Source organism: Bacillus sp. FSL R7-0646, from assembly GCF_037969865.1.
GTDB classification, from domain to species: domain Bacteria; phylum Bacillota; class Bacilli; order Bacillales; family Bacillaceae; genus Bacillus; species Bacillus licheniformis.
The window spans coordinates 820,741-844,943 of sequence record NZ_CP150217.1 but is presented as its reverse complement, the minus strand read 5'-3'; the positions used below and the strand labels follow the sequence as shown (position 1 = coordinate 844,943).

Annotated in this window: 25 protein-coding genes; 8 read left to right on the top strand and 17 right to left on the bottom strand. The window is 48.3% G+C overall.

Going from position 1 to position 24,203, the window contains the following annotated elements:
- From MKY62_RS04165 to MKY62_RS04145, 5 genes are all read right to left on the bottom strand, one after another.
- Positions 1-564 (bottom strand): hypothetical protein, encoded by a 564-nt coding sequence (locus MKY62_RS04165; RefSeq protein WP_003179825.1) that lies wholly within the window; start codon positions 562-564, stop codon positions 1-3.
- Entirely contained in the window at positions 554-700 is a 147-nt protein-coding gene (locus tag MKY62_RS04160) for a hypothetical protein (RefSeq protein WP_171003041.1), read from the bottom strand. Before MKY62_RS04160 ends, MKY62_RS04165 begins: the two co-directional genes overlap by 11 nt.
- Positions 701-1,130: 430 nt before the next feature.
- A complete protein-coding gene (locus MKY62_RS04155; RefSeq protein ID WP_011197658.1) occupies positions 1,131-1,610 on the bottom strand; it encodes a DUF6884 domain-containing protein in 480 nt (159 codons plus the stop codon).
- 49 nt (positions 1,611-1,659) lie between these two features.
- Positions 1,660-3,051 carry a 23S rRNA (uracil(1939)-C(5))-methyltransferase RlmD gene (gene rlmD, locus MKY62_RS04150; protein ID WP_011197657.1) on the bottom strand — a complete coding sequence of 464 codons (1,392 nt, stop codon included), beginning with the start codon at positions 3,049-3,051 and terminating at the stop codon, positions 1,660-1,662.
- 17 nt (positions 3,052-3,068) lie between these two features.
- Entirely contained in the window at positions 3,069-3,932 is an 864-nt protein-coding gene (locus tag MKY62_RS04145) for a DNA-3-methyladenine glycosylase (RefSeq protein ID WP_003179816.1), read from the bottom strand.
- Between the two features lie 133 nt (positions 3,933-4,065).
- Here MKY62_RS04145 and corA point away from each other — a divergent pair, with 133 nt between their 5' ends.
- The gene (gene corA, locus MKY62_RS04140) at positions 4,066-5,025 is read left to right on the top strand and encodes a magnesium/cobalt transporter CorA (RefSeq protein ID WP_003179814.1); all 960 of its coding nucleotides are present in this window, start codon (positions 4,066-4,068) and stop codon (positions 5,023-5,025) included.
- A 57-nt stretch (positions 5,026-5,082) separates the two neighbouring features.
- A complete protein-coding gene (locus MKY62_RS04135) occupies positions 5,083-5,679 on the top strand; it encodes a hypothetical protein (protein WP_003179812.1) in 597 nt (198 codons plus the stop codon).
- 184 nt (positions 5,680-5,863) lie between these two features.
- Here the strand turns inward: MKY62_RS04135 and MKY62_RS04130 are convergent, their stop codons facing one another.
- The 3 genes from MKY62_RS04130 to MKY62_RS04120 all read right to left on the bottom strand — a co-directional run bounded on the left by MKY62_RS04130 (position 5,864) and on the right by MKY62_RS04120 (position 8,230).
- Positions 5,864-6,967 carry a glycerol dehydrogenase gene (locus MKY62_RS04130; RefSeq protein ID WP_003179810.1) on the bottom strand — a complete coding sequence of 368 codons (1,104 nt, stop codon included), beginning with the start codon at positions 6,965-6,967 and terminating at the stop codon, positions 5,864-5,866.
- Between the two features lie 176 nt (positions 6,968-7,143).
- Complete coding sequence (pdaA, locus tag MKY62_RS04125) at positions 7,144-7,935, bottom strand: delta-lactam-biosynthetic de-N-acetylase (RefSeq protein WP_011197655.1); 792 nt, start codon at positions 7,933-7,935, stop codon at positions 7,144-7,146.
- A 109-nt stretch (positions 7,936-8,044) separates the two neighbouring features.
- Entirely contained in the window at positions 8,045-8,230 is a 186-nt protein-coding gene (locus MKY62_RS04120; protein WP_003179806.1) for an SE1561 family protein, read from the bottom strand.
- 143 nt (positions 8,231-8,373) lie between these two features.
- Here MKY62_RS04120 and yfkAB point away from each other — a divergent pair, with 143 nt between their 5' ends.
- Entirely contained in the window at positions 8,374-9,495 is a 1,122-nt protein-coding gene (gene yfkAB, locus MKY62_RS04115; RefSeq protein ID WP_003179804.1) for a radical SAM/CxCxxxxC motif protein YfkAB, read from the top strand.
- Between the two features lie 28 nt (positions 9,496-9,523).
- Here yfkAB and MKY62_RS04110 read toward each other — a convergent pair whose 3' ends face one another.
- The 3 genes from MKY62_RS04110 to MKY62_RS04100 form a co-directional block, all read right to left on the bottom strand.
- Positions 9,524-10,315 carry a YfkD famly protein gene (locus MKY62_RS04110; RefSeq protein WP_003179802.1) on the bottom strand — a complete coding sequence of 264 codons (792 nt, stop codon included), beginning with the start codon at positions 10,313-10,315 and terminating at the stop codon, positions 9,524-9,526.
- A 66-nt stretch (positions 10,316-10,381) separates the two neighbouring features.
- Complete coding sequence (gene cax / locus MKY62_RS04105) at positions 10,382-11,437, bottom strand: calcium/proton exchanger (RefSeq protein WP_339613943.1); 1,056 nt, start codon at positions 11,435-11,437, stop codon at positions 10,382-10,384.
- 104 nt (positions 11,438-11,541) lie between these two features.
- A complete protein-coding gene (locus tag MKY62_RS04100) occupies positions 11,542-11,922 on the bottom strand; it encodes an OsmC family protein (RefSeq protein WP_003179798.1) in 381 nt (126 codons plus the stop codon).
- A 100-nt stretch (positions 11,923-12,022) separates the two neighbouring features.
- Here MKY62_RS04100 and MKY62_RS04095 point away from each other — a divergent pair, with 100 nt between their 5' ends.
- Positions 12,023-13,201: an MFS transporter gene (locus MKY62_RS04095; RefSeq protein ID WP_003179795.1), complete on the top strand. Its 1,179-nt coding sequence runs from the start codon at positions 12,023-12,025 to the stop codon at positions 13,199-13,201.
- Positions 13,202-13,396: 195 nt separating this feature from the next.
- Here the strand turns inward: MKY62_RS04095 and MKY62_RS04090 are convergent, their stop codons facing one another.
- Genes MKY62_RS04090 through MKY62_RS04080 form a run of 3 tightly spaced genes read right to left on the bottom strand, consistent with a single transcriptional unit; the run spans position 13,397 to position 15,051 of the window.
- A complete protein-coding gene (locus MKY62_RS04090) occupies positions 13,397-14,212 on the bottom strand; it encodes a YhjD/YihY/BrkB family envelope integrity protein (protein WP_003179792.1) in 816 nt (271 codons plus the stop codon).
- Complete coding sequence (locus tag MKY62_RS04085; protein WP_003179790.1) at positions 14,209-14,559, bottom strand: hypothetical protein; 351 nt, start codon at positions 14,557-14,559, stop codon at positions 14,209-14,211. Before MKY62_RS04085 ends, MKY62_RS04090 begins: the two co-directional genes overlap by 4 nt.
- A 21-nt stretch (positions 14,560-14,580) precedes the next feature.
- A complete protein-coding gene (locus MKY62_RS04080) occupies positions 14,581-15,051 on the bottom strand; it encodes a low molecular weight protein-tyrosine-phosphatase (protein ID WP_003179788.1) in 471 nt (156 codons plus the stop codon).
- Positions 15,052-15,234: 183 nt separating this feature from the next.
- Between MKY62_RS04080 and MKY62_RS04075 the strand changes: the two genes are divergently transcribed.
- Both MKY62_RS04075 and MKY62_RS04070 read left to right on the top strand, forming a co-directional pair.
- Positions 15,235-16,593 (top strand): sodium:alanine symporter family protein, encoded by a 1,359-nt coding sequence (locus tag MKY62_RS04075; protein WP_003179786.1) that lies wholly within the window; start codon positions 15,235-15,237, stop codon positions 16,591-16,593.
- An 89-nt stretch (positions 16,594-16,682) separates the two neighbouring features.
- Positions 16,683-16,898, top strand: a complete 216-nt coding sequence (locus tag MKY62_RS04070; RefSeq protein WP_003179785.1) for a DUF1128 domain-containing protein — start codon at positions 16,683-16,685, stop codon at positions 16,896-16,898.
- Between the two features lie 40 nt (positions 16,899-16,938).
- Here the strand turns inward: MKY62_RS04070 and MKY62_RS04065 are convergent, their stop codons facing one another.
- Positions 16,939-17,454 carry a type 1 glutamine amidotransferase domain-containing protein gene (locus tag MKY62_RS04065; protein ID WP_003179783.1) on the bottom strand — a complete coding sequence of 172 codons (516 nt, stop codon included), beginning with the start codon at positions 17,452-17,454 and terminating at the stop codon, positions 16,939-16,941.
- A gap of 228 nt (positions 17,455-17,682) precedes the next feature.
- On the opposite strand from MKY62_RS04065, the gene MKY62_RS04060 reads away from it, so the two are divergent.
- Complete coding sequence (locus MKY62_RS04060) at positions 17,683-22,020, top strand: multifunctional 2',3'-cyclic-nucleotide 2'-phosphodiesterase/3'-nucleotidase/5'-nucleotidase (protein WP_016886260.1); 4,338 nt, start codon at positions 17,683-17,685, stop codon at positions 22,018-22,020.
- A gap of 41 nt (positions 22,021-22,061) precedes the next feature.
- Here MKY62_RS04060 and MKY62_RS04055 read toward each other — a convergent pair whose 3' ends face one another.
- A complete protein-coding gene (locus MKY62_RS04055; protein ID WP_003179779.1) occupies positions 22,062-22,745 on the bottom strand; it encodes an NAD(P)H-dependent oxidoreductase in 684 nt (227 codons plus the stop codon).
- Between the two features lie 130 nt (positions 22,746-22,875).
- On the opposite strand from MKY62_RS04055, the gene MKY62_RS04050 reads away from it, so the two are divergent.
- A complete protein-coding gene (locus tag MKY62_RS04050; protein WP_003179777.1) occupies positions 22,876-23,268 on the top strand; it encodes a helix-turn-helix domain-containing protein in 393 nt (130 codons plus the stop codon).
- Here MKY62_RS04050 and MKY62_RS04045 read toward each other — a convergent pair.
- Positions 23,265-24,176, bottom strand: coding sequence for an alpha/beta hydrolase (locus tag MKY62_RS04045; protein ID WP_003179775.1), 912 nt, complete (start codon positions 24,174-24,176; stop codon positions 23,265-23,267). The two genes, MKY62_RS04050 and MKY62_RS04045, sit on opposite strands and share 4 nt — an antisense overlap.
- Positions 24,177-24,203 lie beyond the last annotated feature (27 nt).

Genomic DNA, 24,203 nt, shown 5'->3' with positions numbered 1-24,203 from the left:
TCAACTTCTTTCCTTCAGCTTTAAGAACAGCCAGCCGATCATCATCCCAACCGCGGCGAAAAAACAGTGAATAACAGCGAGCACGAAAGCGCCAAGGACGGCATACAGCAGGTGCTCCACAACCCCTGTACCGCCGGCTGCGTCCCATCCGGCCAAAATATCCCCCATCCCCCAAACGAAAATCGGCGCAAAGGAGAGGAGCATCACGAGTTTCATATCCCAGAAAAACAGATACCCCGCAAACCCAAGCACGGCGTACCACAAAATAAAGCCGAAGCTTTCATTTAACAGGGATGTGCGAATCGCGAGAAAAAATGAAATCGCCATAAACATCAGCTGGTACAAGGAGAGCTTTCGATTGATTCTTTTAAACATTTGCCCTTCATGAACAGACGACTCGATATGTTCCTTCGGAAGCTCGTCTTCCGACATCTTCAAAAGCTTTTGAAGCTCCTCATCGTTTTCGGCCGCTTCCTCAATCCATTCAGCCGTCTCTTTGCTTAACAGCCCCTCATGGTATAAAGGAAGCAAATCTTCGAATATACTGCGTTCCTTATCCTTCATCATACCCCTCCATTTCTTGCTGAAGCTTGACCTTCGCCCTGTGAACCCCCACCCTGGCATAGTTTTCGGTTTTGCCTGTGAGCATGCCGATTTTCGTAGATGCGGAGGCTGACAATCTCCTGTAAATTCTCATCAAGCCGGTTGATTTCCTCGAGAAGCCGCCGCTCTTTCACGGTTTTCAGGAAGTGTTCTTCCGGAGATAAGCAAGCTGCCTTAACTTGGTGAATCATTGTGTTTGCCCCGGCTTTCGACGCTCCTGAACGAAAGTGTTTTTTTAGCAATCGCAAACACCCGTGTTTTGATTGTCGGCTTTCCCAAAAATGTGTGGGAGCCAGCCTTTCACAGCCTGATAAAATGCTTCCTGTGTTAAATCTTCCGCTGTTTCTTTAATTTTTCCATTCACTTATTAGTACCGCTGACCTTCTTTTCGTTACAAAAATCACATAAAAAAAAGAGACAAAAATGAATATTTCATTTTGCCTCCCGATATCCCAATCGCCAAACAAACATCTTCCGGTCTCTCGGATGATGCCCTGTCCTTTATTTTGAGGGCCCTGCCAGCGATTTTAAAAAAACTCATTTTTTTCATGTTCACCAAGTTCCCGGCCTTCATCGACAGCCCGCTTCAGCGCCTGCAGCATATAGCCGATTCCCCGATATCCCGCCAGCGGGTATATGATCTGCTGTCCGCTGCCAAACACGTTCCTCAGTACAGGCCTGTATTTTTTTCCGCCGAGCATGACGATTTCATCGCAATCCATCAGGTTTTTCCGTTCACCTTGAGCCTTCAGCCCGCCATCCGGCATAATCTCTGGGTGGCGCATCCCAAATGTGACGTCATAGTTTTCAGGAACGATATCTTCAGGTTTTAAAAAACCGTGTTTTGCTGAAAGAATCACCCAATCCGTAAAAAATGTCTGCGCATATGCGCGGCACGCCCGGTGAAATGGGCTTAGATAGACATCCTTTGCGGCGGACGGGCCGATGTCCGGATCAACATCCCAGATTTTTTTCGCCCCGCACGGGATGATGCAAAGTCTTTTCATCATGTATCCCCCTTTTGTTTCCGCTAAAAAACGCCTTTAAAAAGGCGTTTTATTTCAGCTTCAGCGATACGACCGATTCGACGTGCGCCGTCTGCGGAAACATATCGACAGGCTGAATGTATTCTACATGGTAATCCTTCGCCAAGTACTGCAAATCTTTCGCAAGTGTTGACGGATTGCATGAGACATAAACGAACCGCTTCGGCTTAACCTGCCTGATCGTATCAAGGAACGTGCGGTCACAGCCTGTTCTTGGCGGATCGACGATGACGACGTCGGGCCTGAAGCCTTCTTTTGTCCATTTCGGCAGCCAGTGCTCGGCCGTTCCTGTTACATAGCGCGCATTTTCGATTCCGTGCTTTTTGGCGTTTTGGTTGGCGTCATCAATCGATTCTTTGATGACGTCCATGCCGCGGATTTCTTTTGCCCCGTCGGCGATCCACATTCCGATCGTGCCGACGCCGCAATATGCGTCGACGACTTTTTCGCGCCCGGTCAGTTTTGCCGCTTTTTTCACTTCGTCATACAGCTTGACTGTCTGGATCGGATTGAGCTGAAAAAAAGCGCGGGCGCTCAGCTCAAATGAAACCTCTCCGAGAAATTCCTGAATGACCATATTGCCGGCTAAGAGCCTTGTATCATCGCCGAAGACAACCGATGTTTTGGCTTTGTTGACGTTTTGAATCACAGATGTCACTTCAGGCAGACGCTTCTTGATTTCTTCTGCAATGAGCTCCTTGCGCGGCAGGTCTTCTTTTGACGTGACAAGGACAACCTGCACTTCCCCCGTCTCGAAGCCGACCCTCGTCACGATCGTGCGGACATCGCCCGTGCGCTTCCGTTCGTTGTAGACGGAAATGCCGAAGTCTTCAAGAACCTGCTTGACGGTTTGCGTCGTTTTGTTCGTCGCCGGATGCTGAACAATGCATTCCGTAATCGGGACAAGACGGTGCGAGTCAAGGCCGTACAGCCCGGCCACCATCTTTCCGTTTTTCGAAAGCCCGAGCTGAAACTGGCTTTTATTCCGATAGTGCCACGGGTTTTCCATGCCGATCGTCGGCCTGATGTCCATTTTGCCGATGTCAAAACGGGTGTGCCGTTCGAGCGATTGAATGACGATGTCCCGTTTTCCTTTCAGCTGCTCTTCATAAGCCAGATGCTGGAGCTGGCAGCCCCCGCATTGCTCATAGATGATGCAGGGCGGCTTGACGCGGTGCTCTGAACGTTTGCGCACCTTTTTGACCCGCCCTTCGGAAAATTTCGGATGAACCTTTGTCGCCTCGACGACGACTTCTTCTCCCGGCAGCGCGCCGGGGACGAAGACGACTTTTTTCTTGAAGTAGCCGACGCCTTCGCCATTGATGCCGAGGCGCTTGATCGTCAGCGGAAATTGCTGTCCGACTTTTAATTCTGCTGATGATCCTTTTTTGTCACGTTTCACTGATGTTCTCTCCATTTCTACTCGATGCTCCTCCATAAATACAAGGAAGCATAGCTTAAATAAGGGTGCCATTCTTTGCTCATTTCAAGCATTTGTTCTTTTGTCGGTTTATCGTTTAAGCCAAAATGGCGTTTGATGGCATTTTGGATGCCGATATCGGCTGCCGGAAACAGATTGGGACGGCCGAGTCCGAACAGCAGAACGTTTTGGACGGTCCACGGGCCGATTCCTCTGATTTTCACCAGCTTTTCCATAATATCTTCATCTGATAATTGATCAAGCTCATCAAGATCTAAACGGCCGTCTGCGATCATCCTTGATGTATCGATGACATATTCAGCCTTTCGCATGCTGAATTGAAGTTCGCGCAGATCGTTGTAGTCAAGCTGTGCAATCGTTTCGGGAAGCGGATAAAACCAGACCCCGTCCTTTTGCTCTCCAAAAGTGTGAACGAACCGCTCCGTGAGCGTATAAGCAAAAGACAGGTTCAGCTGCTGGTGGATAATGCATTTCATCAGGCAATGATACAAATGAAAATCGAGCACCAGCGGCGTTCCGGCATGCTCCTCAAAAATCGATGATAGGCTTGATTGTGAAAAGTGATCCAGTACAGGCTGAAGACTTTCTTCCCATCTGAAGATCCGTTTCACTTCTTTTATCATGTCATCTCGATCGTCTATTCCGCTGACGGCAAACGCCGGGGCTTCAGCAGTTCCCGTCGCCTGCACAGCGACAACCCGAGGCTCTTTGTTTTGATTGCGGAGCGGCAGCTTGACCTCCCTTTTGTCGAGGTTGACCGCATTGAGCGGATCAAGCGAAAGCCTGTCCAACACGCGGTCAAAATGATAAGGCGGTGTTACGCTTACAGTTTCCTTCCACATCGCTTCCCATCCCTTTTTCTTCTTTGTCCACAGTATACCATGTTTCAAATTCTCTTAAAAAAGAACAACATTTTATTTTTCATCGAATGAATCACAGCACAGCGCAGCATCCTATGTAAGCGGAGGGGTATCGATGATTAAACATTTTGCGATGACAAAGGACGGACGGCTTTTATCCGACAACAAAGCAGAAAGGCTGACAGATCAAGATATTGAGTGGTTTTGGACCGATTTCGATCAGCCTTCGGAAGAAGAAGTCTCCTTGCTCAAAAGCCATTTTCACTTTCACCCTTTATCGGTCGAAGACTGCGTACATCGCTTGCAGCGTCCCAAGCTCGATCAATACGAAGATTATCTTTTTTTCGTCATACATGCGTTGAATCAAAAGACTTTGGCGTCTGAAGAAGTTGATTTATTCGTTGGAAAGGATTTCATCGTTACATTTCATTTTCATCACTCAGACGGCATTGAAAAAGTAAGAAGACAGCTTTCGGAAAACAGCGAGTTGTGGAAAAACGGACCGGGCCACATCGCCTATATGGTCATGGATACGCTTGTGGACGAATATTTCCCGATTCTTTACAAAATAGAAGACCGCCTCAATGAAATTGCCGAAAGCGACAGCAGGAAAACGTATGGAACGCTGATGAACGAGGTGTTTGATATCCGTGGCGACCTTTTAAAGCTGAGGAAAACAATCATTCCGATGCGGGATTTGCTTTACCGGATTTTAAACATTGAAATTTCAAAAGAAAACCGCGAACGAAAAGCGTATTACAGCGACATTTACGACCATCTCTTGAAGCTGGCCGAAATCGTCGAAAACAACCGTGACATGACAGCCGATTTGAGGGACAGCTACCAGACGCTCAACTCCAACCGGATGAACGCCATTATGATGACGCTGACGATCGTCTCAACGATTTTTATTCCGCTCACCTTCATTGCCGGAGTGTACGGCATGAACTTTGACAACATGCCTGAACTGCATTGGCGCTACGGCTATTTTTTCATCCTCGGAATAATGGCAGCCGTTGTCGCCGGCATGATCTTCTGGTTCCGGCATAAAGGATGGTTTGACATTTTCAAGTAAAACCGGAAACCTTTTTCCTCTCTGTTCGACTATTTCTACAACTGAGGAGGGAAAGAAATGAAGGTACATACAGGGCTTGCCGGCATCATCATGATCGTTATCGGGCTGTTGATCAGCGCCGAGAATCATCAAGGCGCGTCTGTAGCAGACGCGCTTTCGGGCTTTTTAAAACTGCCCATCCGGAATTTAGTGGTTCTGATCTGCATGTTTATGATCATCGCCGGCTTCATTATGGCGTGGCGCCATTATTATGGAGTACCGTGGATCCGCTTTAAGCTGTTTTTGTTTATCATCGGTAATTCAGTATTTTACCCGCTGGTCACAGAACAGCTGATGTTCTTTCAAAAATGGAATGCACAAGGCGATAGCGCCGTGGAATATATGAAAAGGGGAAGCGCTTGCAGCTATCAGGGCGATATGGAAGCAGGAAGCATGGACTGTGAGGTGAAAGTCAACAACTACGGGAAAAAGACCGCACGCGTCCAGCTCACCCCTGATATAATAAATGAATTTGACTTTCAGCCGGAAGAGCTGGAACTGTCGCCGCATTCACAGGAAACGTACAGCGTCACCTTTACGGCTCCGGGAAATGAGGATGCATTTGCATCCGGAATTGAAGAAGAGCCGAGGTTGAAGATTAAAGTGGTGAAATGAACGGCTGTCACACGAGTCAAACAGCTCGTTTTTGGGAAACTGCTATAAAAGAAATTCATAATTTTACTCTGGGAAACGTACCACACAATTCATATTCAAAAGCACGGACAGACCGCCGATTCACAAACTAATATACTAACCCAAAGCAGAAAGCCGCTCCTTCACGGAAACGGCTTTTCGTCTATTAATCGTGATAAGATTCTGCAATCGCGTTGGCGGCGACGATCGCATTGTAGACGTCGTCAGGGGTGACTGGGAACGGCATGTTGCCCATTGTGTCGCCTTCCGCGCAAGCGCTTTGAGCGACTTGGCGCCATTCTTCTTCGACAAATTCGTCGACTCCGAGGTCTTTTAATGTCAACGGAAGACCGACGCCTTTGATAAAGTCAATAACGGTCTCCAATTCTTCGGCCGGCGCGTTTTCAAGAACAAGCTGCGCCAAAAGGCCGAACGTGACTTTTTCGCCGTGCTGAGCCCTGTGCAGAGAAGGAACGGCTGTCATTCCGTTGTGGATCGCGTGTGCGGCGGCAAGACCGCCTGATTCGGCACCGACGCCGCTTAAATAGATGGTCGCCTCGATTGTATCTTCGACCGCTCGTGTGGAAACGCCGTGCTTAACCGCCTGCATCGCTTTCACACCGTTTTCCAACAGCGTATCATAGCAAAGACGGGCAAGTCCCAATCCAGTTGTTGAAGGCTTCATCAGCACGAGGTTATCGCCGTTTGCTTTAAAGCAGGCGCGCGCTTCAAAATACGTCGCCAAGGCGTCACCGATACCGGCTGCGAAAAAGCGCGGCGGCGCGGATGCCAAAATCTCAGAGTCCGCAAGAACGACATCTGGGTTCGTCGGCAAAAACAGATAGCGGTCAAACGATCCGTCGTGTTTATAAATGACGGCAAGGGCCGTACATGGAGCATCCGTAGAAGCAATTGTCGGGAAAATCACAACCGGCAGCTTCTCGTAATAAGCGGTGGCTTTTGCGGTATCAAGCGTTTTACCGCCTCCGATCCCAACGATGATATTAGCGCCTGCATTGCGTGCAAGCTCCCGGTTGCGATCGATTTCTTCCTGTGTGCATTCGTAATTGAATTTTTCAAAAACGGCTTGATTGCCGGCTTTCTGAATCGAATTCCCCGCTTCTTTTTGAGCGCGTTCCAAAATGAATTCATCGCAAATGATATATGCGTTGTCGCCAAAATCTTCAATGTAGTCGTTCAAGTTCTCCAGCAGTCGTTTTCCTGTAATAAATTTTTTAGGTGATGTGACTGATTTTACTGATTTTGACATGGTAATTCCCCCTTCACTATCAATGATATACCTATTTTCTTTTTAAATCTAGTAATATATGTATATAAAATGGATTTTTATTCTATAGAATTGACTAGGGGAAATAAAAAGAGCCTGAAGCATCAATTTTTTCAGCCAAAGCAAAACCCCGGCAAAGCGGCCGGGGCATTGTTCTTTCAAAGGGTCTCAAGCATCATAGATTTTTCAAACATCAGGTCATCGAGGCTTTTAAATGTATAACCTTCTTTTTTCAAGTCGGTGATCGCCTGATCAAGCGCTTCGGCATTGTCTCTCGAGACGGTGTGAAGCAGATAGATGGCGCCGGGGTGAGCCTGTTTCATCATATTGTCGTACGCATAGCGCCACCCTTTTTGGGCATTGATTTTCCAATCGACAAAAGCAACAGACCAGAATACCGTTTGATAGCCGAGCTTTTTCGTTTCTTCGAGCACCCGCTCGCTGAAAATGCCCCGAGGCGGTCTCAGGTAGAGGTTGTTTTTTTCGCCTGTGATTTTGTAAACCTCCTCATCGACCGATTCCAATTCCTCTTGAATGACGCGGCTTGTTTTCGTCGTCAGATCCGGATGGTGATATGAATGATTCCCGATGATATGCCCCTCCTCGGCCATTCGCTTGATCAGCTCCGGCTGATCTTTGACAAAATGGCCCGTCACAAAAAAGGCCGCTTTGACGTTTTGTTTTTTCAGAACATCGAGCACCTGAGGGGTGTAGCCGTTTTCATAGCCGTTATCAAAGGTCAGATAGATCGTTTTTTCCTTTGTGTTGCCCAAATAAAAGGCGTCGTACTGCTGTAAAAGGTTGGTCAGCTCTTGACCCGCATCTGCCGGCTGATGGTTTTTGCTTTTTGAAAAACCCCAATGGATCGCCTTGTTGGAAATCGCTTCAGCATTGCCGCTGAACGCCAGCGTCAGCAGGAATCCGCAGCATATGGCACAGATTCGTTTCATCATCTTCTCGCTCCCAGTTTTATTTTTTCTTATTGTGCAGAAGGGCTGAGCATTTCATACCAAGCAACACTTGGAAAACAAAAAAAACCGCGGCAGAGAATGCGCGGTTTTATTTCCAGTCTTTTTTAAAGCGCTCGTATTTGGCTTCCAAATCGTCGAGCATGCTGATCAGTCTGTCAATATCTTCAAGGTCGGTCGATTCCGGGTCTAAAGAATCGATGACTGACATAAACATATCCAATCTGTTTTTCAAATAATTGACTTGCTGTTCTTTGTCATGTACTGCGTTACCCATGATTCTCCTCCTTTTGTTCCTTTATCGTAGCCTATAAACGGCCTTTTTTCAATCATCCATGACTTGCATGCCTCAAGGATCAGGTCTAAAATGAATAGTTGGGCTATATTAGTATGTCCTATCATAAAGGAGTTAGATATGTCATGACAGAAAAAATGCAGGCTCGTCCGATCACCCCGGAATATGATCCGTGGGAAGCCTACATGGACGTTGACCAATTTGGAGATATACAGCTGACGAACGTTGAATTTACGACGACGACTCTTTGCAATATGCGCTGCGAGCACTGCGCCGTCGGGTATACGCTCCAGACGAAGGACCCGGACGCGCTGCCAGTCAGCCTTCTGTTGAAACGGCTTGATGAGATTCCCCGCCTTCGTTCTTTAAGCATTACGGGCGGCGAGCCGATGCTCTCATTAAAATCTGTAAAGGAATATGTCGTTCCTTTATTAAAATACGCTCATGAACGCGGCGTGCGGACGCAGATCAACTCAAACTTGACGCTCGATATCGGCCGCTACGAGCTGATCATCCCCTACCTGGATGTGCTTCATATTTCCCACAACTGGGGAACGGTCGAAGACTTTGCAGAAATCGGCTTCGCTATGATGGATAAAAAGCCGACGTTTGCACAGCGGGCGCGCTATTTCGAAAAAATGATCGAAAACAGCCGGACGCTTGTTGATGAAGGGGTCATGGTCTCCGCCGAGACGATGCTCAACAAACGGACGCTTCCTCATATCGAGCATATTCACCGGCAAATTGTCGAAGACATGAAATGCCAGCGCCATGAGGTCCATCCGATGTATCCGAGCGACTTTGCAAGCGCACTTGAATCTTTAAGCTTAAAAGACATGAGAAAAGCGATCCACCGCCTTCTTGACATTCGCGACGAAAATACGTGGATGCTGTTCGGCACTCTGCCGTTTTACGCGTGCAGCCCTGATCCTGAAGATCACGCCCTCTTACAGCGGCTGCGCGAAGCGAAAAACGTCACCGTCAGAAACGACCCTGACGGCAGATCGCGCCTGAACGTCAATATTTTTGACGGCAATATCATCGTGACCGATTTCGGAGATACTCCGCCGCTCGGCAACATTCAGACAGACAGCCTGCCAAGCGCCTACGCGAAGTGGAGAAAAACAGAGCTTGCCAAAGAACTCAACTGCCACTGCCCGCACGTCCGGTGCCTCGGACCGAATGTGCTCGTCAAAAACAGCTATTATCAAGATGTTGATTTTACTTCCAGAACAGCAAGAGTATGAAAAAAGCAAGCCGCAAAGGCTTGCTTTTTTATTTCGGCTGATGGCTGAGCTGAAAGCCGAATGTCAGGTGATCCTGTACAGGAATCCAAGCGCCGATTCCTTGCGAGGTGATATTTTTGACGACTAGCTTTCTTTTGTTGCCTTTTAATACGATGTACACTTCGCCGTAGGTGACTTTTCCTTTTTCATTGACGGCAGGTGCATAGGCGTGTAAATTTCCCAGTTTTTTCGGCTGCACTTTATAAATCTGATCGCGTTTTGTACCGGAGCCGACCACTGTTTCAAAGGCGAGCGGCAGCTTTGTTTTTTCCATGGCTTTGAGCATCATCATATTTTTGACATCTTCCGCCTTTGGAACTTTCGCTGTTAAGCCGCCTTTGATTTTGCTCGTCTGTTCCTGGGAATACGTGAGTTCTGCAGGTGCTTTCCCGCCCCGGTTGTCAAAGCGGTTTGTGTTGATTTTGCGGTATTCCCAGTTCGCAACGGTTTCATTCGAGGTGTAACCTAGCGCCCATCTGCCCAAATAAATCGTCGCCCGATAGCCGATTGCCAGCGGTGTGCCGGAAATGCTTGACTCATTCAGCATTTTAATCAGATGCGGATTTTCAATCGCAATATCGGTTGTTTTCAGCAGCTCTTCGGCTAATTCGCTCGGCTGCAGCCTCGGCTGATCCTGAGAGGCGTTAGGGTATGTGTTCTCTTTGGAAATATTCGTGACAGAGCTTGGAATCTTGATCGGCTTGGCTGCGTCAGCTTCCTGTACAGCGAAAAAACTAAAGGATAAAAACGCAGTCAGCGTAAAACACAAAAGCTTTTTCATACTATCACTCTTTCTGTTTCTTTTTCCTTATTGTTTTCCGGATGCTCTCTGTTTATCCCGATTTTTTTAAAGAAGGAAAAAACCGATTCCCATGATGATATAAGCGGCCAGCAATGTCGCGCCTTCAAACCAGTTCGTGTCCCCGTCGTTGGAAATGATGATCATCAAAAGGACGGCGGAAGCCATGGCGACCAGCTCCGGCAAGGTAAAGACGAGCGGCATGCTCGTTGGAAAAAACAAAGAGCTGATGACAAGAACAGGGGCGACAAACATCGCGATCTGAAGCGTTGATCCGATCGCAATTTCAACCGCGACATCCATTTTGTCCTTATAGGCCATAATGACGGCGGAAGCATGCTCTGCCGCGTTTCCGACGATCGCGACAATGATGACCCCGATGAAAAGCTCCGACCAGCCGAATTGTTCGGCCACCGTATCAAACGTATGGACGAGGTGCTCGGAAATGTAGGCGACGGCAACAGTTGCCAAAAATAAGATCAATGTTGCGCGCTTTCCCGACCATTCCGGCTCTTCATGCGATTCTTCCTGCTCATTTTGATTCGTCTGGTAAACCCCGCGGTGGCTGACAAGCTTGAAATAAAGTGCAGCCAGGTAAAGCAAAATCATGATGATGCTGATGCCGACGCTCATCGACAGCTTCCTCGGCTCTGTCATTTCAGCTGAAAACACTTCAGGGATAACGAAAGCGACAATCACCGCGAACATGAGCAGACCTGAATTGTGTCTCGCATCATACACGTTGAATTCCTGGCGCTTATATTTCAGGCCCCCGATGAAAAACGAAAGCCCGGCGACCAGGAGAAGGTTGCCCAAGACAGATCCTGTCAGCGATGCGAGCACAATTCCGATCAGTCCTTCCCGCAACGCGAAAATCGAAATGATCAGCTCAACGGCGTTTCCGAACGTCGCATTTAAAAGGCCTCCGATCCTCGGTCCCGCAATGATCGCAAGGCTTTCGGTGGCTCTTCCCATATAGCTTGCAAGCGCGATGATCGTCAGGCAGTATATGTTGAACAATAAAACCTGCGGCCAATGCAGAAGGCTCCCTGCGACAGAAAGTGGAACACCTGCAGCCATCATCCAAAAGAAAAAACGGCTCATTTTTCATTCCTCTTTTCTTTTTTGGTGTAGGTTATTTTTGTGCGAACTTTTCGCTTTATATACGGCATACTGATCTATTCCGCAGCGGCGCATGTTTTTAAACATCAGCGAATCTCAAATGTTTCGGTGATGTCAATACTGTTTTCAACAGACCTCACCATGGCGCAGTTTTTCAGCGCTATTCTCAGCGCCTTTTTGATTTGTTCTGCACCGAGGTTTTCTCCCTTCAATATGAAGTGAAGATGGATGCTTTTGATGCGGCCAGCCTCTTCGGAAATGCGTTCTTCTTTTGTTTCGATGATCATATCTTTCAGCTGTATCCTTTTCTTTTCCAAAATTTTACGAAGAACGGTTCCGCTGCATGCCGCAATCGAAGCGGCCAGCAATTGATAAGGCCTGAATCCCGCTTCTTCATTGCTTGATATTTTAAGCTTCCCATATTCCAGATCAGCCTCAAAGCCGTTCTGATTCCACACGATTTCCATGAATCACACCTCTTATGAAAGAAAAAGAAAAATCGCCTTGCCTGAAAACTTCTGAAAGTTGTACGATCAAAGAAGGATTACGGATAAGGAGAATCGGCCGATGACTAGATTTCACTTTTTCATTCTCGTTTTGATTGTCAGTATATCAGGTTTTTCGCAAGGGATGCTCCTTCCGGTCATCTCTGTTATTTTCGAACAGGAAGGCCATTCGGCTGCACTGAACGGGCTTCATGCGACAGGCCTCTACATCGGCGTCCTGATCGCTTCGCCTTTCATGGAAGCGCCGCTTCGCAGGCTCGGTTTTAAACCGCTGATTGTCATCGGCGGGGTGATGGTGTGCGCGAGTTTGTTCGCCTTTGTTTTTATTCAGTCGTTTATCGTTTGGTTCTTTTTGCGGCTCTTGATCGGAATCGGGGATCATATGCTGCACTTTTCAACGCAAACTTGGGTGACCACATTATCGTCTGAAAAAAAACGCGGCCGCAATATCTCTTTGTACGGCCTTTCGTTTGGTTTGGGATTTGCAGCCGGGCCTTTTTTAACGCCGCTTGTCAACATCGCCCCATCATTGCCGTTTATCGTCTCAGGTGCGTTCAGCCTGCTGGCATGGCTGTTTATTTTTTGCCTGCAAAACGATTTCCCTGAGAAAAGCGGCTCTGAAAGCCGCAGCGATAACAGCTTGAAGCGTTTCGCTCAAGCCTTCCTGCTTGGGTGGGTCGCGTTTTTGCCGACATTCGGCTACGGCTTTTTGGAAACCGCCCTGAACGGCAATTTTCCCGTCTATGCGCTCCGGTCGGGCATTTCCGTCGAAGGCGTATCGATCATTCTTCCGGCTTTTGCGATCGGAAGCATCGTCTTTCAGTATCCGCTCGGCGTGTTGAGCGACAAGTACGGAAGGCGAAATGTACTCCTTGTCATATTGGCTGTCGGGGCAGGCTGCTTCTTTGCTGCGGGCTTTTCCGAATCCGTTCTTCTGCTTGCGGCATGTTTTTTCATAGCCGGAATGGCTGTGGGATCAACTTTTTCACTCGGCATCAGTTTTATGGCCGACCTGCTTCCAAAACGCCTTCTCCCGGCCGGGAACTTGATGTGCGGAATTACATTCAGCTTCGGAAGCATTTTCGGTCCGGTTGCAGGCGGGTGGTATATGCAGATATTCCATAACAGCAACCTGTTTTATTTGATTACATGCGTGATGGTGTTGATCTGGATCGGGGTGCTCTTTGGCAAAACGAAGAAAAACGGCGCTCTCGAACAATCTGAGGCGGCGCCAATGTAAAAAAGGCCGGCTGCTGGAGCCGGCCTTTTAAGGCAATTTTTAATGATATCCGTTTTGTCCGTTGGCGCTTCCGCTCGTTTTGTTCTTCGGACTTTGCTTTGAATTTTGTTTATTATGGCTGCCGCCTTTTTTCGTGTGTTTTGCCATGATGATCCCTCCGCTTTTGAACTCATGAAACGTTCATATATAGATTGCTCAATTCCGCGGATTTTCTTCAGGAATGATTTTACGCTTATGTAAAAGGGCATTGATTTCCCCTCCAAGAATAATCATCATTCCGCTTAAATAAAACCAGATCATCAGGACGATGATGCCGCCGAGGCTTCCGTATGTCGCACTGTAGTTTGCAAATTCGCTGACATAGTATGAGAACAGGACGCTGACGAGGATCCAGCCGGCGGTCGCTGCAACAGCTCCCGGAAGCACGAATTTAAATGACAGCCGTTTATTCGGAGCAAAAAAGTACAAAGCCGTAAAGACGATCAGCAGCACAAGCGGGCTGATTCCCCAGCGAAGCGCTGACCATGCCGTCAGAAACATCTCCGGCGTACCGTCCAGATTGGCGATAAAATGGCCGATGGCCCTCCCGAATACAGGCAGAAGAAGCGCGACCAATATTGTGAAAACCATCGCGGCGGTCAAAAGGAGCGATGTCAGCCGAACCATGATAAAAGAGCGGTTTTCCTCTACTTCATAAGCATGGTTAAAGGCCCTGACAATCGCGTTCAATCCGTTTGATGCAGACCAGAGCGCCGCAATGATCCCGAAAGAAAGCAGGCCCCTGTTTCCGGTATTCAGGGTCTCTTCAATGACGGACATCGTGTCTTCTGGGGCATACTGTTCGATCAGCCCGATGACATCGCCCGTTTTGACAGGCAGGTAGCCGATCAATGTCAATAGGAAAATCATAAACGGAAACAGAGACAATAGAAAAAAGTAGGCAAGTTCCGCCGATTTGCTCGGTCCTTCATGAAGGAAAAAACGCCAGCCCAGCTCTTTCAAAAAACTCATTCTTTTTCCGGCTCCGTACGTCCTTTGGATTTGGCTGTGAAGTGATCCCTCGTTTCCTCAATCAGGCCGATCACTTTTGGCGTCGTTTCCTTCAGCTCTTTTATCTGTTGATTTAAGAAGCTCAAATCATCCGATATGGAAGCCGTCAGCTTTTTGGCTTCGTCCATTTTTTCTTTCACGCATTCGGTGAGCATGCCGGGATTTGCACGGTAAAGGCGGACTTTGTTTTTGCACGCGGTAAGCTTTGCACCGCACGCTTCCCTAGTCGGTTTGTGCAGCAGTGACATAACCGCCCCGACCGAAGCGCCGAGGAGGATATTTCTGATGAAAACGCGGTCGTTTTTCATAAAAAATCTCTCCCTTCGTTTTTATAGATTGTGTTCTTTTCGAATGTCCTTCAGCAATTCGCGGCACCCTTTCGCGACGAGTTCGTACACCTCTTCAAAGTTCCCGGTGTAGTATGGATCAGGAACATCTGCCGTCTCACAGTCTTCGACATAGTCGAGCAGCCTCCGGATGACGGCTTTGCTCCCGTAGCCGGCAAGGCTTCTCACATGGCCTGCATTTTCGGCATCCATTGCGATGATATAATCGAACGCTTCCGGGTCCTTGTCAGTAATCTGCCTTGCATACAGGCCTTCGCAGCTTATCTTTTTTTCAGACAGCAGCGACCTTGTGCCTTCATGAGGCGGTTTGCCGACATGCCAGCTTCCTGTGCCAGCCGAATCGGCTTCGATCCGGTCCTCCAGTCCGCTTTTTTTGAGCATATCGTTAAATACAGCTTCTGCCATCGGAGATCGGCAAATATTGCCGAGGCAGACAAATAACACTTTGATCATCACTCAGGAGCCTCCTCTATTCTTTCCCCACTTTTCAGAAAGAAAAAACACTTTTGCTTTTATACTAAAGATTTTTCTGTTTTTTTCAACTTTGGGAAGAAAAGATGACAATGCTATTGACAAATCTAACAAACTTTCAGAATATTCTAGTTAGACACAAAATTAAAGGGGGATATTTCGCCTATGGAATTTATTTCACATATTGTAGATACAATGAACGGTTTTTTATGGGGGCCTCCGCTTTTGATTCTCATTGTTGGAACAGGGATTTATTTGACTTTCAGGCTGGCTTTTTTGCAGGTCAGACTTTTGCCTTACTCTTTAAAGCTCGCCTTTTCAAGGCATCAGGATAAATCCTCCGAAGGCGATATTTCCCACTTTCAGGCGCTGATGACCGCCCTTGCCGCTACGGTCGGCACAGGGAATATCGTCGGCGTCGCCTCAGCTGTTATTGCCGGCGGGCCGGGCGCCGTATTTTGGATGTGGCTCGCCGCCTTCTTCGGAATGGCGACGAAATATGCTGAAGCGGTGCTTGCTGTCAGATTCCGCGTGAAAGATAAAAACGGCGAAATGTCAGGCGGTCCGATGTATTATTTGGAACACGGCCTCAAGCAAAAGTGGCTTGGCGTGTTATTTGCCATATTCGGGGCGCTTGCCGCTTTTGGAATAGGCAATATGGTTCAGTCAAATTCTGTATCCGGAGTCATGAGCTCCACTTTTTCCGTTCCTGCCTGGGTAACCGGCATTATTGTCACGACTTTTACCGCCCTTGTCATTCTCGGGGGAATTAAAAGCATCGGCAGAGTCACCTCGCTGTTCGTGCCGGTCATGGCTTTATTTTATGTCATCGCCGGATTGATCATTCTTGTCACAAACTTTGAACTTGTCCCCGGCGCTGTCGGTTTAATTTTCTCTGACGCGTTTACCGGGCAAGCCGTGGCAGGAGGCGCGATCGGAACCGTGATCCGCTGGGGCGTAGCGCGGGGCGTATTTTCAAATGAAGCAGGTCTCGGCTCGGCGCCGATCGCCGCAGCCGCGGCAAAAACCGATATGCCGGCCCGCCAGGCGCTTGTCTCTATGACCCAGGTTTTCATCGACACATTGATTGTCTGTTCGATTACGGGGATATCAATTGTCATGGGAAATATGTATCTGACAGAAAAAACCGATGCCCTGACATCGATGACATTCGCACACTTTCTTGGTCCTGCGGGATCGACAATCGTCGCGATCGGACTGCTGCTGTTCGCCTACTCGACGATTTTGGGCTGGTCGTACTACGGAGAAAAATGCTTCACCTACCTGCTGAATGAAAAATATGCGATCGTCTATCGTATCATCTTTGTGATCGCCGTCTTTTTCGGAGCGGTCTTTAAAAATGACTTCGTCTGGGCGCTTGCCGATATGCTGAACGGCCTGATGGCAATTCCGAACCTGATCGGCCTGCTCGGTTTGACAGGCATTGTCGTCTATGAATCCAAACAGATCCTCGCCAAAATCAAAGCCGAAAAAGAAGAAAAGCAAAACAGCGTATCTGTTTAAGCCAAATGCTTTTTGACAGCCGTCCTTTTCTTCTCGCTTAATTCTGTTACAATAAAGACTACGAAATCAGTGAGAAAGGATGTGCCTTCTTGTCAGATCAAAAAACAGCCGAGCTGAACAAAATGATCGAAGAGATCTCACAGAAATTAAACATGCTGAACATCGGCGTCATTAAAGCTGAAGACTTCAGCAATGAAAAGCTTGAAGACCTTGAATACCTGCACCAAATGGTGATGAAAAAGAAATCTTTCAGTCCGAGCGAAATGCAGGCAATCGCAGAGGAACTGGCCGCACTCCGAAAATAAACATAAAAAAAGACCGGAAATCTATTCCGGTCTTTTTTCATCAGCCGAGCAGCTTCAAAGATTCTCGTGTAAACGCAGGGATGTCGTCAGGCGTCCGGCTTGTGACAAGCTGGTTCTGGCAGACGACAACTTCCTCGTCCTTAAATTTGACCCCGGCGTTTTCCAAATCGACTTGAATCGATGTGTAGCCTGTCGCACCGCGACCGTCCAGAGCCTTGGCGGTGATTAAAAGCTGCGGGCCGTGGCAGATCGCAAACACCGGTTTTTTGTCATCCATAAAGGATTTTGCAAACGATACGAAACGCTGGTCGGCTCTAAGAATATCCGGCGAAAATCCGCCCGGAATCAACAATGCGTCAAAATCAGCCGGGCTGACTTCGTCAATGGACGCATCTGTTTCCACTTGCGCCTCGCCTTGTTTGCCTTTCAGCGTTTTGCCTTTTTCTTTTTCAATAACCGTAAGCTGGTGTCCGGCGTCTTTGAACGCTTTCGCAGGCTCGGTATACTCCGAATCCTCAAAGTAATCTGTCAGAACAACTGCAATTTTTTTGCTCATATTGATCACCCTCCCAGAAGCTTCTGTCTACATAAATCTATTTACCCCTGCCACACTAAATAAAACATCCCCACGCCCTCGCGACAAAGTACCTAAGTCACCCGGCAGACAGAGACAGACTTTGGAATCATTTTCTGAGTGTTTACAATATTCGCAACGAAAGTTCTACAAAACTTTACAAAAAGTTCTTACAATAGAAATTGTTACTCTAATCTGAAAGGTGGAGAAATGGTGGGAATACAGAAAAGACGGTTTTCAAGGAAAAACATTCTCCGTATTCTGCTAACCTCAGTGATGATACTCAGTTTACTCATGCCAAACACCCAGACATATGCAGAAGAACAAAACGAACACCCGCTGATCAGCCTCAGCATCTTGGGTACGACAGATATCCACGCCCATATGATGGATTATGACTACTATGCCGACAAAGAAACGGCTGAATTCGGACTGGCACGAACGGCTCAGCTGATCGAAAAGTACCGGAGCCGGAATCCTAACACGATTCTTGTCGACAACGGCGACTTAATTCAAGGAAACCCTCTAGGGGAATACATCTTCAAACATGAACGTGAATCGATTATCTCCGGAACGAAAACACACCCGATCATTGATGTCATGAACAAACTGCAATATGACGCCGGCACGCTCGGAAACCACGAATTCAACTACGGCCTTGAATTCCTTGACGGCACGATAAAAGGGGCCGAATTTCCCATCGTCAATGCCAATATTAAAACACCGGACGGAAAGAACAAATATACGCCATATCATATTGAAGACCGGACGGTGACGGATGAAAGCGGCCGAAAGCACCAGCTTAAAGTCGGCTATATCGGCTTCGTTCCGCCTCAGATTTTAACATGGGATAAAAAGCACCTGGACGGCAAAATCACAGTGCAGGACATCACCGAATCAGCGAAAGAAACGATTCCAAAAATGAAACAGGAAGGCGCCGACGTGATCATCGCGATCGCCCACTCCGGAATTGAAAATGGCGAACAGGCGGCGGGAGCCGAAAACGCCGTATACGACCTGGCTCTCAAGACGGAAGGAATAGATGCGATCATCTCCGGACATCAGCACGGTCTGTTCCCCGGCACCGACTATCCCGGTAACGGCGTGATCGACAACCAAAAAGGAACGATCAACGGCATTCCTGTCGTCATGCCGAAGAACTGGGGCAGCCATTTAGGAATTATCGATATGCAGCTTGAACTGGACGGCGGCAAATGGAAAGTGAAAGATGCCAGCGCAAAAACGGAAGCGATTGCCGGAAATGTGATGTCGCGAAACGAAACCGTCGTTTCCGCGATTAAAGATACGCACGAAAAAACGCTCGAATACGTCCGCGCGCCGGTTGGCCAAACAGAAGCTGATATTAACAGCTTTTTCGCGCAGGTAAAAGACGATCCTTCAATCCAGATTGTCACAGACGCACAAAAATGGTATGCGGAAGATGTCATGAAGGGAACGGAATACGAAAACCTGCCGATTTTATCAGCGGGCGCGCCGTTCAAAGCAGGAGGACGCAACGGTGCTGGTTATTATACAAACATTAAAGCAGGAAACCTTGCGATCAAAAACATCGGCGATTTGTATTTGTACGACAATACGCTCTATATCGTCAAACTGACGGGAAGCGAAGTGAAGGACTGGATCGAAATGTCGGCCGGGCAGTTCAATCAGATCGATCCTTCAAAATCGGGTGAACAGGCGCTCCTCAATCCCGATTTCAGGTCGTATAATTTCGATGTCATTGACGGTGTGACCTACCAGATCGATGTCACACAGCCTGCAAAATACAATGCCTCAGGCGGGGTGAAAAATCCGCAGGCGAACCGCGTCAAACAGTTGTCTTACAACGGAAAACCCGTCCGCGACGACCAGGAATTCCTTGTCGTCACAAATAATTACCGCGCCTCCGGGGGCGGCGGATTCCCGCATCTGACTCAGGACAAAGTCGTTTATGCGGCGGCTGATGAAAACAGGCAGGTGCTCATGAACTACATTATGGAGAAGAAAACGGTCAATCCCGCCGCCGACAACAACTGGTCGATCGCTCCGATTAAAGGAGCCGACGTGACATTCGAGTCTTCCCTCCTTGCCAAACCGTTTGCTGAAAAAGCGAATGACATCGATTTTGTCAGGGAATCCGAAAACAAAGGATATGGCGTCTATAAGCTGAACTTTGACGGTTCAGAGCCTCCAGTTGATGATGAAAACTGGACATTAACCGTCATGCACACGAACGACACGCATGCCCACCTTGATGGAGCGGCAAGGCGCGCTGCCAAAGTGAAAGAAATCCGCAGTGAAACAGAAAACAATGTGCTGCTCGATGCCGGCGACGTCTTTTCCGGCGATCTGTATTTTACAAAATGGAACGGACTCGCCGATTTGAAACTGATGAACATGATGGGCTATGACGCCATGACCTTCGGCAACCATGAATTTGATAAAGGGCCTAAAGTGCTCGCAGACTTTCTCAGCGGAAACTATACAGCCGTAGACCCGTTAAACAGACACCAGCTGGAAAAGCCCGATTTTCCGATCGTCAGCTCCAATGTGGATGTATCAAAAGAGCCGAAGCTGCGAAGCTTTCAGAAAGAGCCTGCAGTCTTAGCAGCGGGAAAAAAGAAAGAAAGCGGCATCTATCCTTATATTCTGCTTGATGTAAACGGCGAACAAGTCGGCGTATTCGGCTTGACGACGGAAGATACGTCATATACATCAAGCCCCGGTCCGAACATTGCGTTTCATGACGCTTATCAGTCAGCAGAGAAAACGGTGAAGGAACTGAAAGAAAAAGAAAAGGTCAACAAAATCATCGCCCTCACCCACCTCGGCTACAACCGGGATCTGGAGCTTGCCAAGAAAGTGAAGGGCATCGATTTGATTATCGGCGGGCATACGCATACACTTGTCGATCACTTGAAAGTGGTGGAGAACGAAGAACCGACAATCGTCGCTCAAGTGAAAGACTACGGACAGTTTTTGGGAAGGGTCGATGTGGTGTTTGATGAGAACGGCGTCGTTCAAACGGACCAATCAAGGTTCAATTTGATCGCGATCGACGACAAAGTGGACGAAGACCCTCCTGGGAAAGAAGTGCTTGACGGCTTTAAAGAAGATATTGACGAACTGAAAAAGAAAAAAGTAGGCTATGCCGATGTCCCGCTGGACGGAAAACGCGAGCATGTCCGCTCAAAAGAAACCAACCTCGGCAATTTTATCGCGGACGGCATGCTGAAGAAAGCAAAACAAGCCGGCGGAGCTGACATCGCCATCACAAACGGCGGCGGAATCAGAAGCGGTATTGCCAAAGGCGAAATCACACTCGGCGATGTGCTGACGGTCATGCCGTTCGGCAACACCCTTTATGCCGCTGATTTGACGGGGGCGCAAATCAAAGAAGCGCTTGAGCACGGGGTGAGCCAAGTCGAAGAAGGCGGAGGCGCGTTTCCGCATGTTTCGGGTCTATCCTTCACCTTTACACTGAGCAAGCCAAAAGGTGAGCGAATCCTTGATGTGAACCTAGTCAATGACAAAGGGGACGCTGTTCCGCTCGATTTGGACAAAACCTACCGTGTCGCTACAAATAACTTCATGGGCGGCGGCGGAGACGGCTATTCCGTTTTTAAAGAAGCGAAAAACGGTGTCGATCTCGGCTTTACCGATTACGACATTTTTACAGAGCAGCTTGCCTTATACGATTCTGTTTCACCGAACATCGAGAACAGAATCACAGAAGTGTTCCTTCCCGACCGTCAGGCAGACGGCACTTGGACGCTTGCGGAAAAGCCGTTCGAAACATACGGGAAAAACGCAAATCAGGCGATTGCCTATTTCCCTGACACAGAAAAGGAACACATCAAGCTGAATATGACAAAAGCACAGACTGACCTTGTCAAAGAAAGAACCGGTGATCCAAGCATCACCCTGAAAAACGATCGCATTGCGATGCAGCTTCCAGCCGTTAATCTGGCAAGCGAAAAGACAAAAATCAGCATTAAAATCGCCAAGGATATCAAACAGGCGGTCACAAAGGTATATGATTTCAACATTCAGCAGAATGGTAAAACGGTCAGCACATTTAAAGAGCCTGTCGGACTGTTGTTCCAAGTCGATGCTCCTGATAAACATTTGAGCGTCTATTATGTCGACCGCAAAAACAACAGCTTCACAAAAGTAACAAACGGCTATACGAAAGGCCGTACCGTTGCAGGCTATGTCGACCATTTCAGCGAGTATACCGTGATGAATGACAATGATGCCGGGTCGCCTTCCCTTCCGCCGGGTTCCGGCGATGATGACACTCCGGATGGCGGCAGCGGCGGTGAACCCCCTGCTTCGCCCGGCGCCGGCAGCGGCGGAGACGGATCAGGCGGTCATGACAGCGGCGGAGCAGATGACGGAAATGAACCTTCCGATGGTTCAAACGGCGGTTTTTTGCCTGACACCGCTTCAAACGCCTATCATTGGCTGATGCTCGGCCTGCTGTTGCTTATATCCGGAAGCGGCCTGTACCTTTACCAAAGGAAGCGGCGCAAGCTCCAGATCTAAATATAAAAAGTGCGGTCTGCTTATGCAGAACCGCACTTTTCTTATTCGACCCATTTCACGATTTGATCAAGCGCCCGTCTCGTCTTCGGACGCGGCTCTTTCACACGGTATCCGAAAGCGGCCATGACCGAGATGTCAAAGCGGCCATCCTCCAACACCCCTTCTTTTTCAAGGATGTCGTGGACTTTGTCGTAGTTAAAGCCTTCAATCGGGCAGGAGTCAATGCCGATCAAAGCGGCAGCCGTCATCATGTTGGCGAGCGCGATGTACGTTTGCTTTGATACCCAGTCAAACATCGCCCTGTCGCTTTCGTACAAATGAAAATCGCCGTCTTGGAAACTTTCCAGAACGCCGTCTTCTTTCAGCATATTTTCAATGATGTCCTCCGGCATTTTTTTCACATGCTTTAATTGATCTGCAACATAGCCGGAATCACGTCGCATTTCCTTAGCCGTGCGTCCGAGCAGCAAAACGAAATGGCTGGCTGTCGGAAGCTGCCCCTGTGCACCCCATGAGACTTGACGCAGTTTTTCACGCAGCTCTTTATTTTGGACGACGACAAATTGCCACGGTTCGAGGCCGACCGAGCTTGGCGACAGTCTGCCCGCTTCTAAAATGAACTGAAAATCCTCATCTGATATCTTTCTGTCCGGATCAAATTCTTTTGTCGCATGTCTAAATTGGAATGCGTCAAGAATCTCTTGCTTCTTGGATTGCTCTGTCATATTATGTTCTCTCCTTTTCTCTATAGTTTATATTCCTTTCTCAATTTCATTCTAATCATTATAATAGCAATAAGAAAGTACGCACATTTTTGTGGCATAGTATCATTTTTTATACTAAGGAGAGAAGAAAATGAAAAAACATCCGGCAGCATGCGAAGCACCGGACGGTTATTCATGTCCGGTGGAAGCAACGATCGATATCATCGGCGGCAAATGGAAAAGCGTCATTCTGTATCACTTGATCGATGATAAAAAACGCTTTAATGAACTGCGGCGCTTAATTCCCGGCGTGACTCAGCGGATGCTGACCCTCCAGCTTCGAGAGCTTGAGCGCGACGGCATCGTCTGCCGTACAATTTACAAACAGGTTCCTCCGAAAGTCGAGTACAGTTTAACCGAGTTCGGCAAGACGCTGATCCCGATCATCCGGCAAATGATGAATTGGGGAACGTCCTACGCCGGCAAAATCAAGGAAGCGCGCCAAAGATCGGCAGCCGCTGAAAAACTGGAATCGCAAGGCTAATTGGCCGGCTCGATTTTCAAGATAAAGTCTTTGATTTTATTTAAGTATTCCTCAGGATTGTGGCGAAATCCGCCGACATGTCCGGCGCCTTCAATCCAGTACAGTTTCTTGAATCCCTTTTTCCTCTCATACAGGCTTTTGGCCATTTCCGGCGGAACAAGCTGATCCTTTGTGCCGTGGATGATCAACAGCGGCGTGTCTGACTGCTCAAGGTTGCTGACCGGCGATATATCAGCAAGGCTCCAGCCGTGGCGCCGCTTGATCAGCCCGCTTGCCAACGGGATGAGAAACGGCACGGACAATTTGACGGCGGCTTTCAGCTGAAAGCGGCATAGCTCTGTTAAATCGCTGAAGCAGGAATCGGCAATACAAAACTTGATTCTCCGATCCTGTTTCATCAGCTCGATGGCAGCCGCCGCTCCGAGCGATTCGCCAAGCACCCCGATCCAAAGATCTTTGCCGAACCTGTTCTCAAGCTCGTCAGCCCACCTCGCCAAATCATCCTTTTCGTAAAACCCGTAGGAAACGTGTGAACCGCCGCTCAACCCGTGGCACCTGCTGTCGCAAAGCAGGACATTGTAGCCGATGGACTGAAACAGCTCGACGTGTTTATACCCGCCAAACAGCGACCACTTGATGCCGTGGGAGATGATGACGGCTTTCCTGCTCTTTTGAACGGGAAATAGCAGCGCATGCAGCCGGCATCCATCCCCTGCTGTCAAAAACAGCTCTTCTTTGTCGTGGGACTCAAACACGTCATCGATGATCTCGCCGTGTTTGAGTCCGCTGAAAAAAGTTTCTTCATATGTGCTCCGGTTCGGCAAAACAAACAAATAGCTGACAATCAGACTGACGGCGAAAATACTGATCCCAATCCCAGAGACCATCAACAGAATTCCGATCCACACGGCCCTCACCCTTTTCGTTCTTGTTTT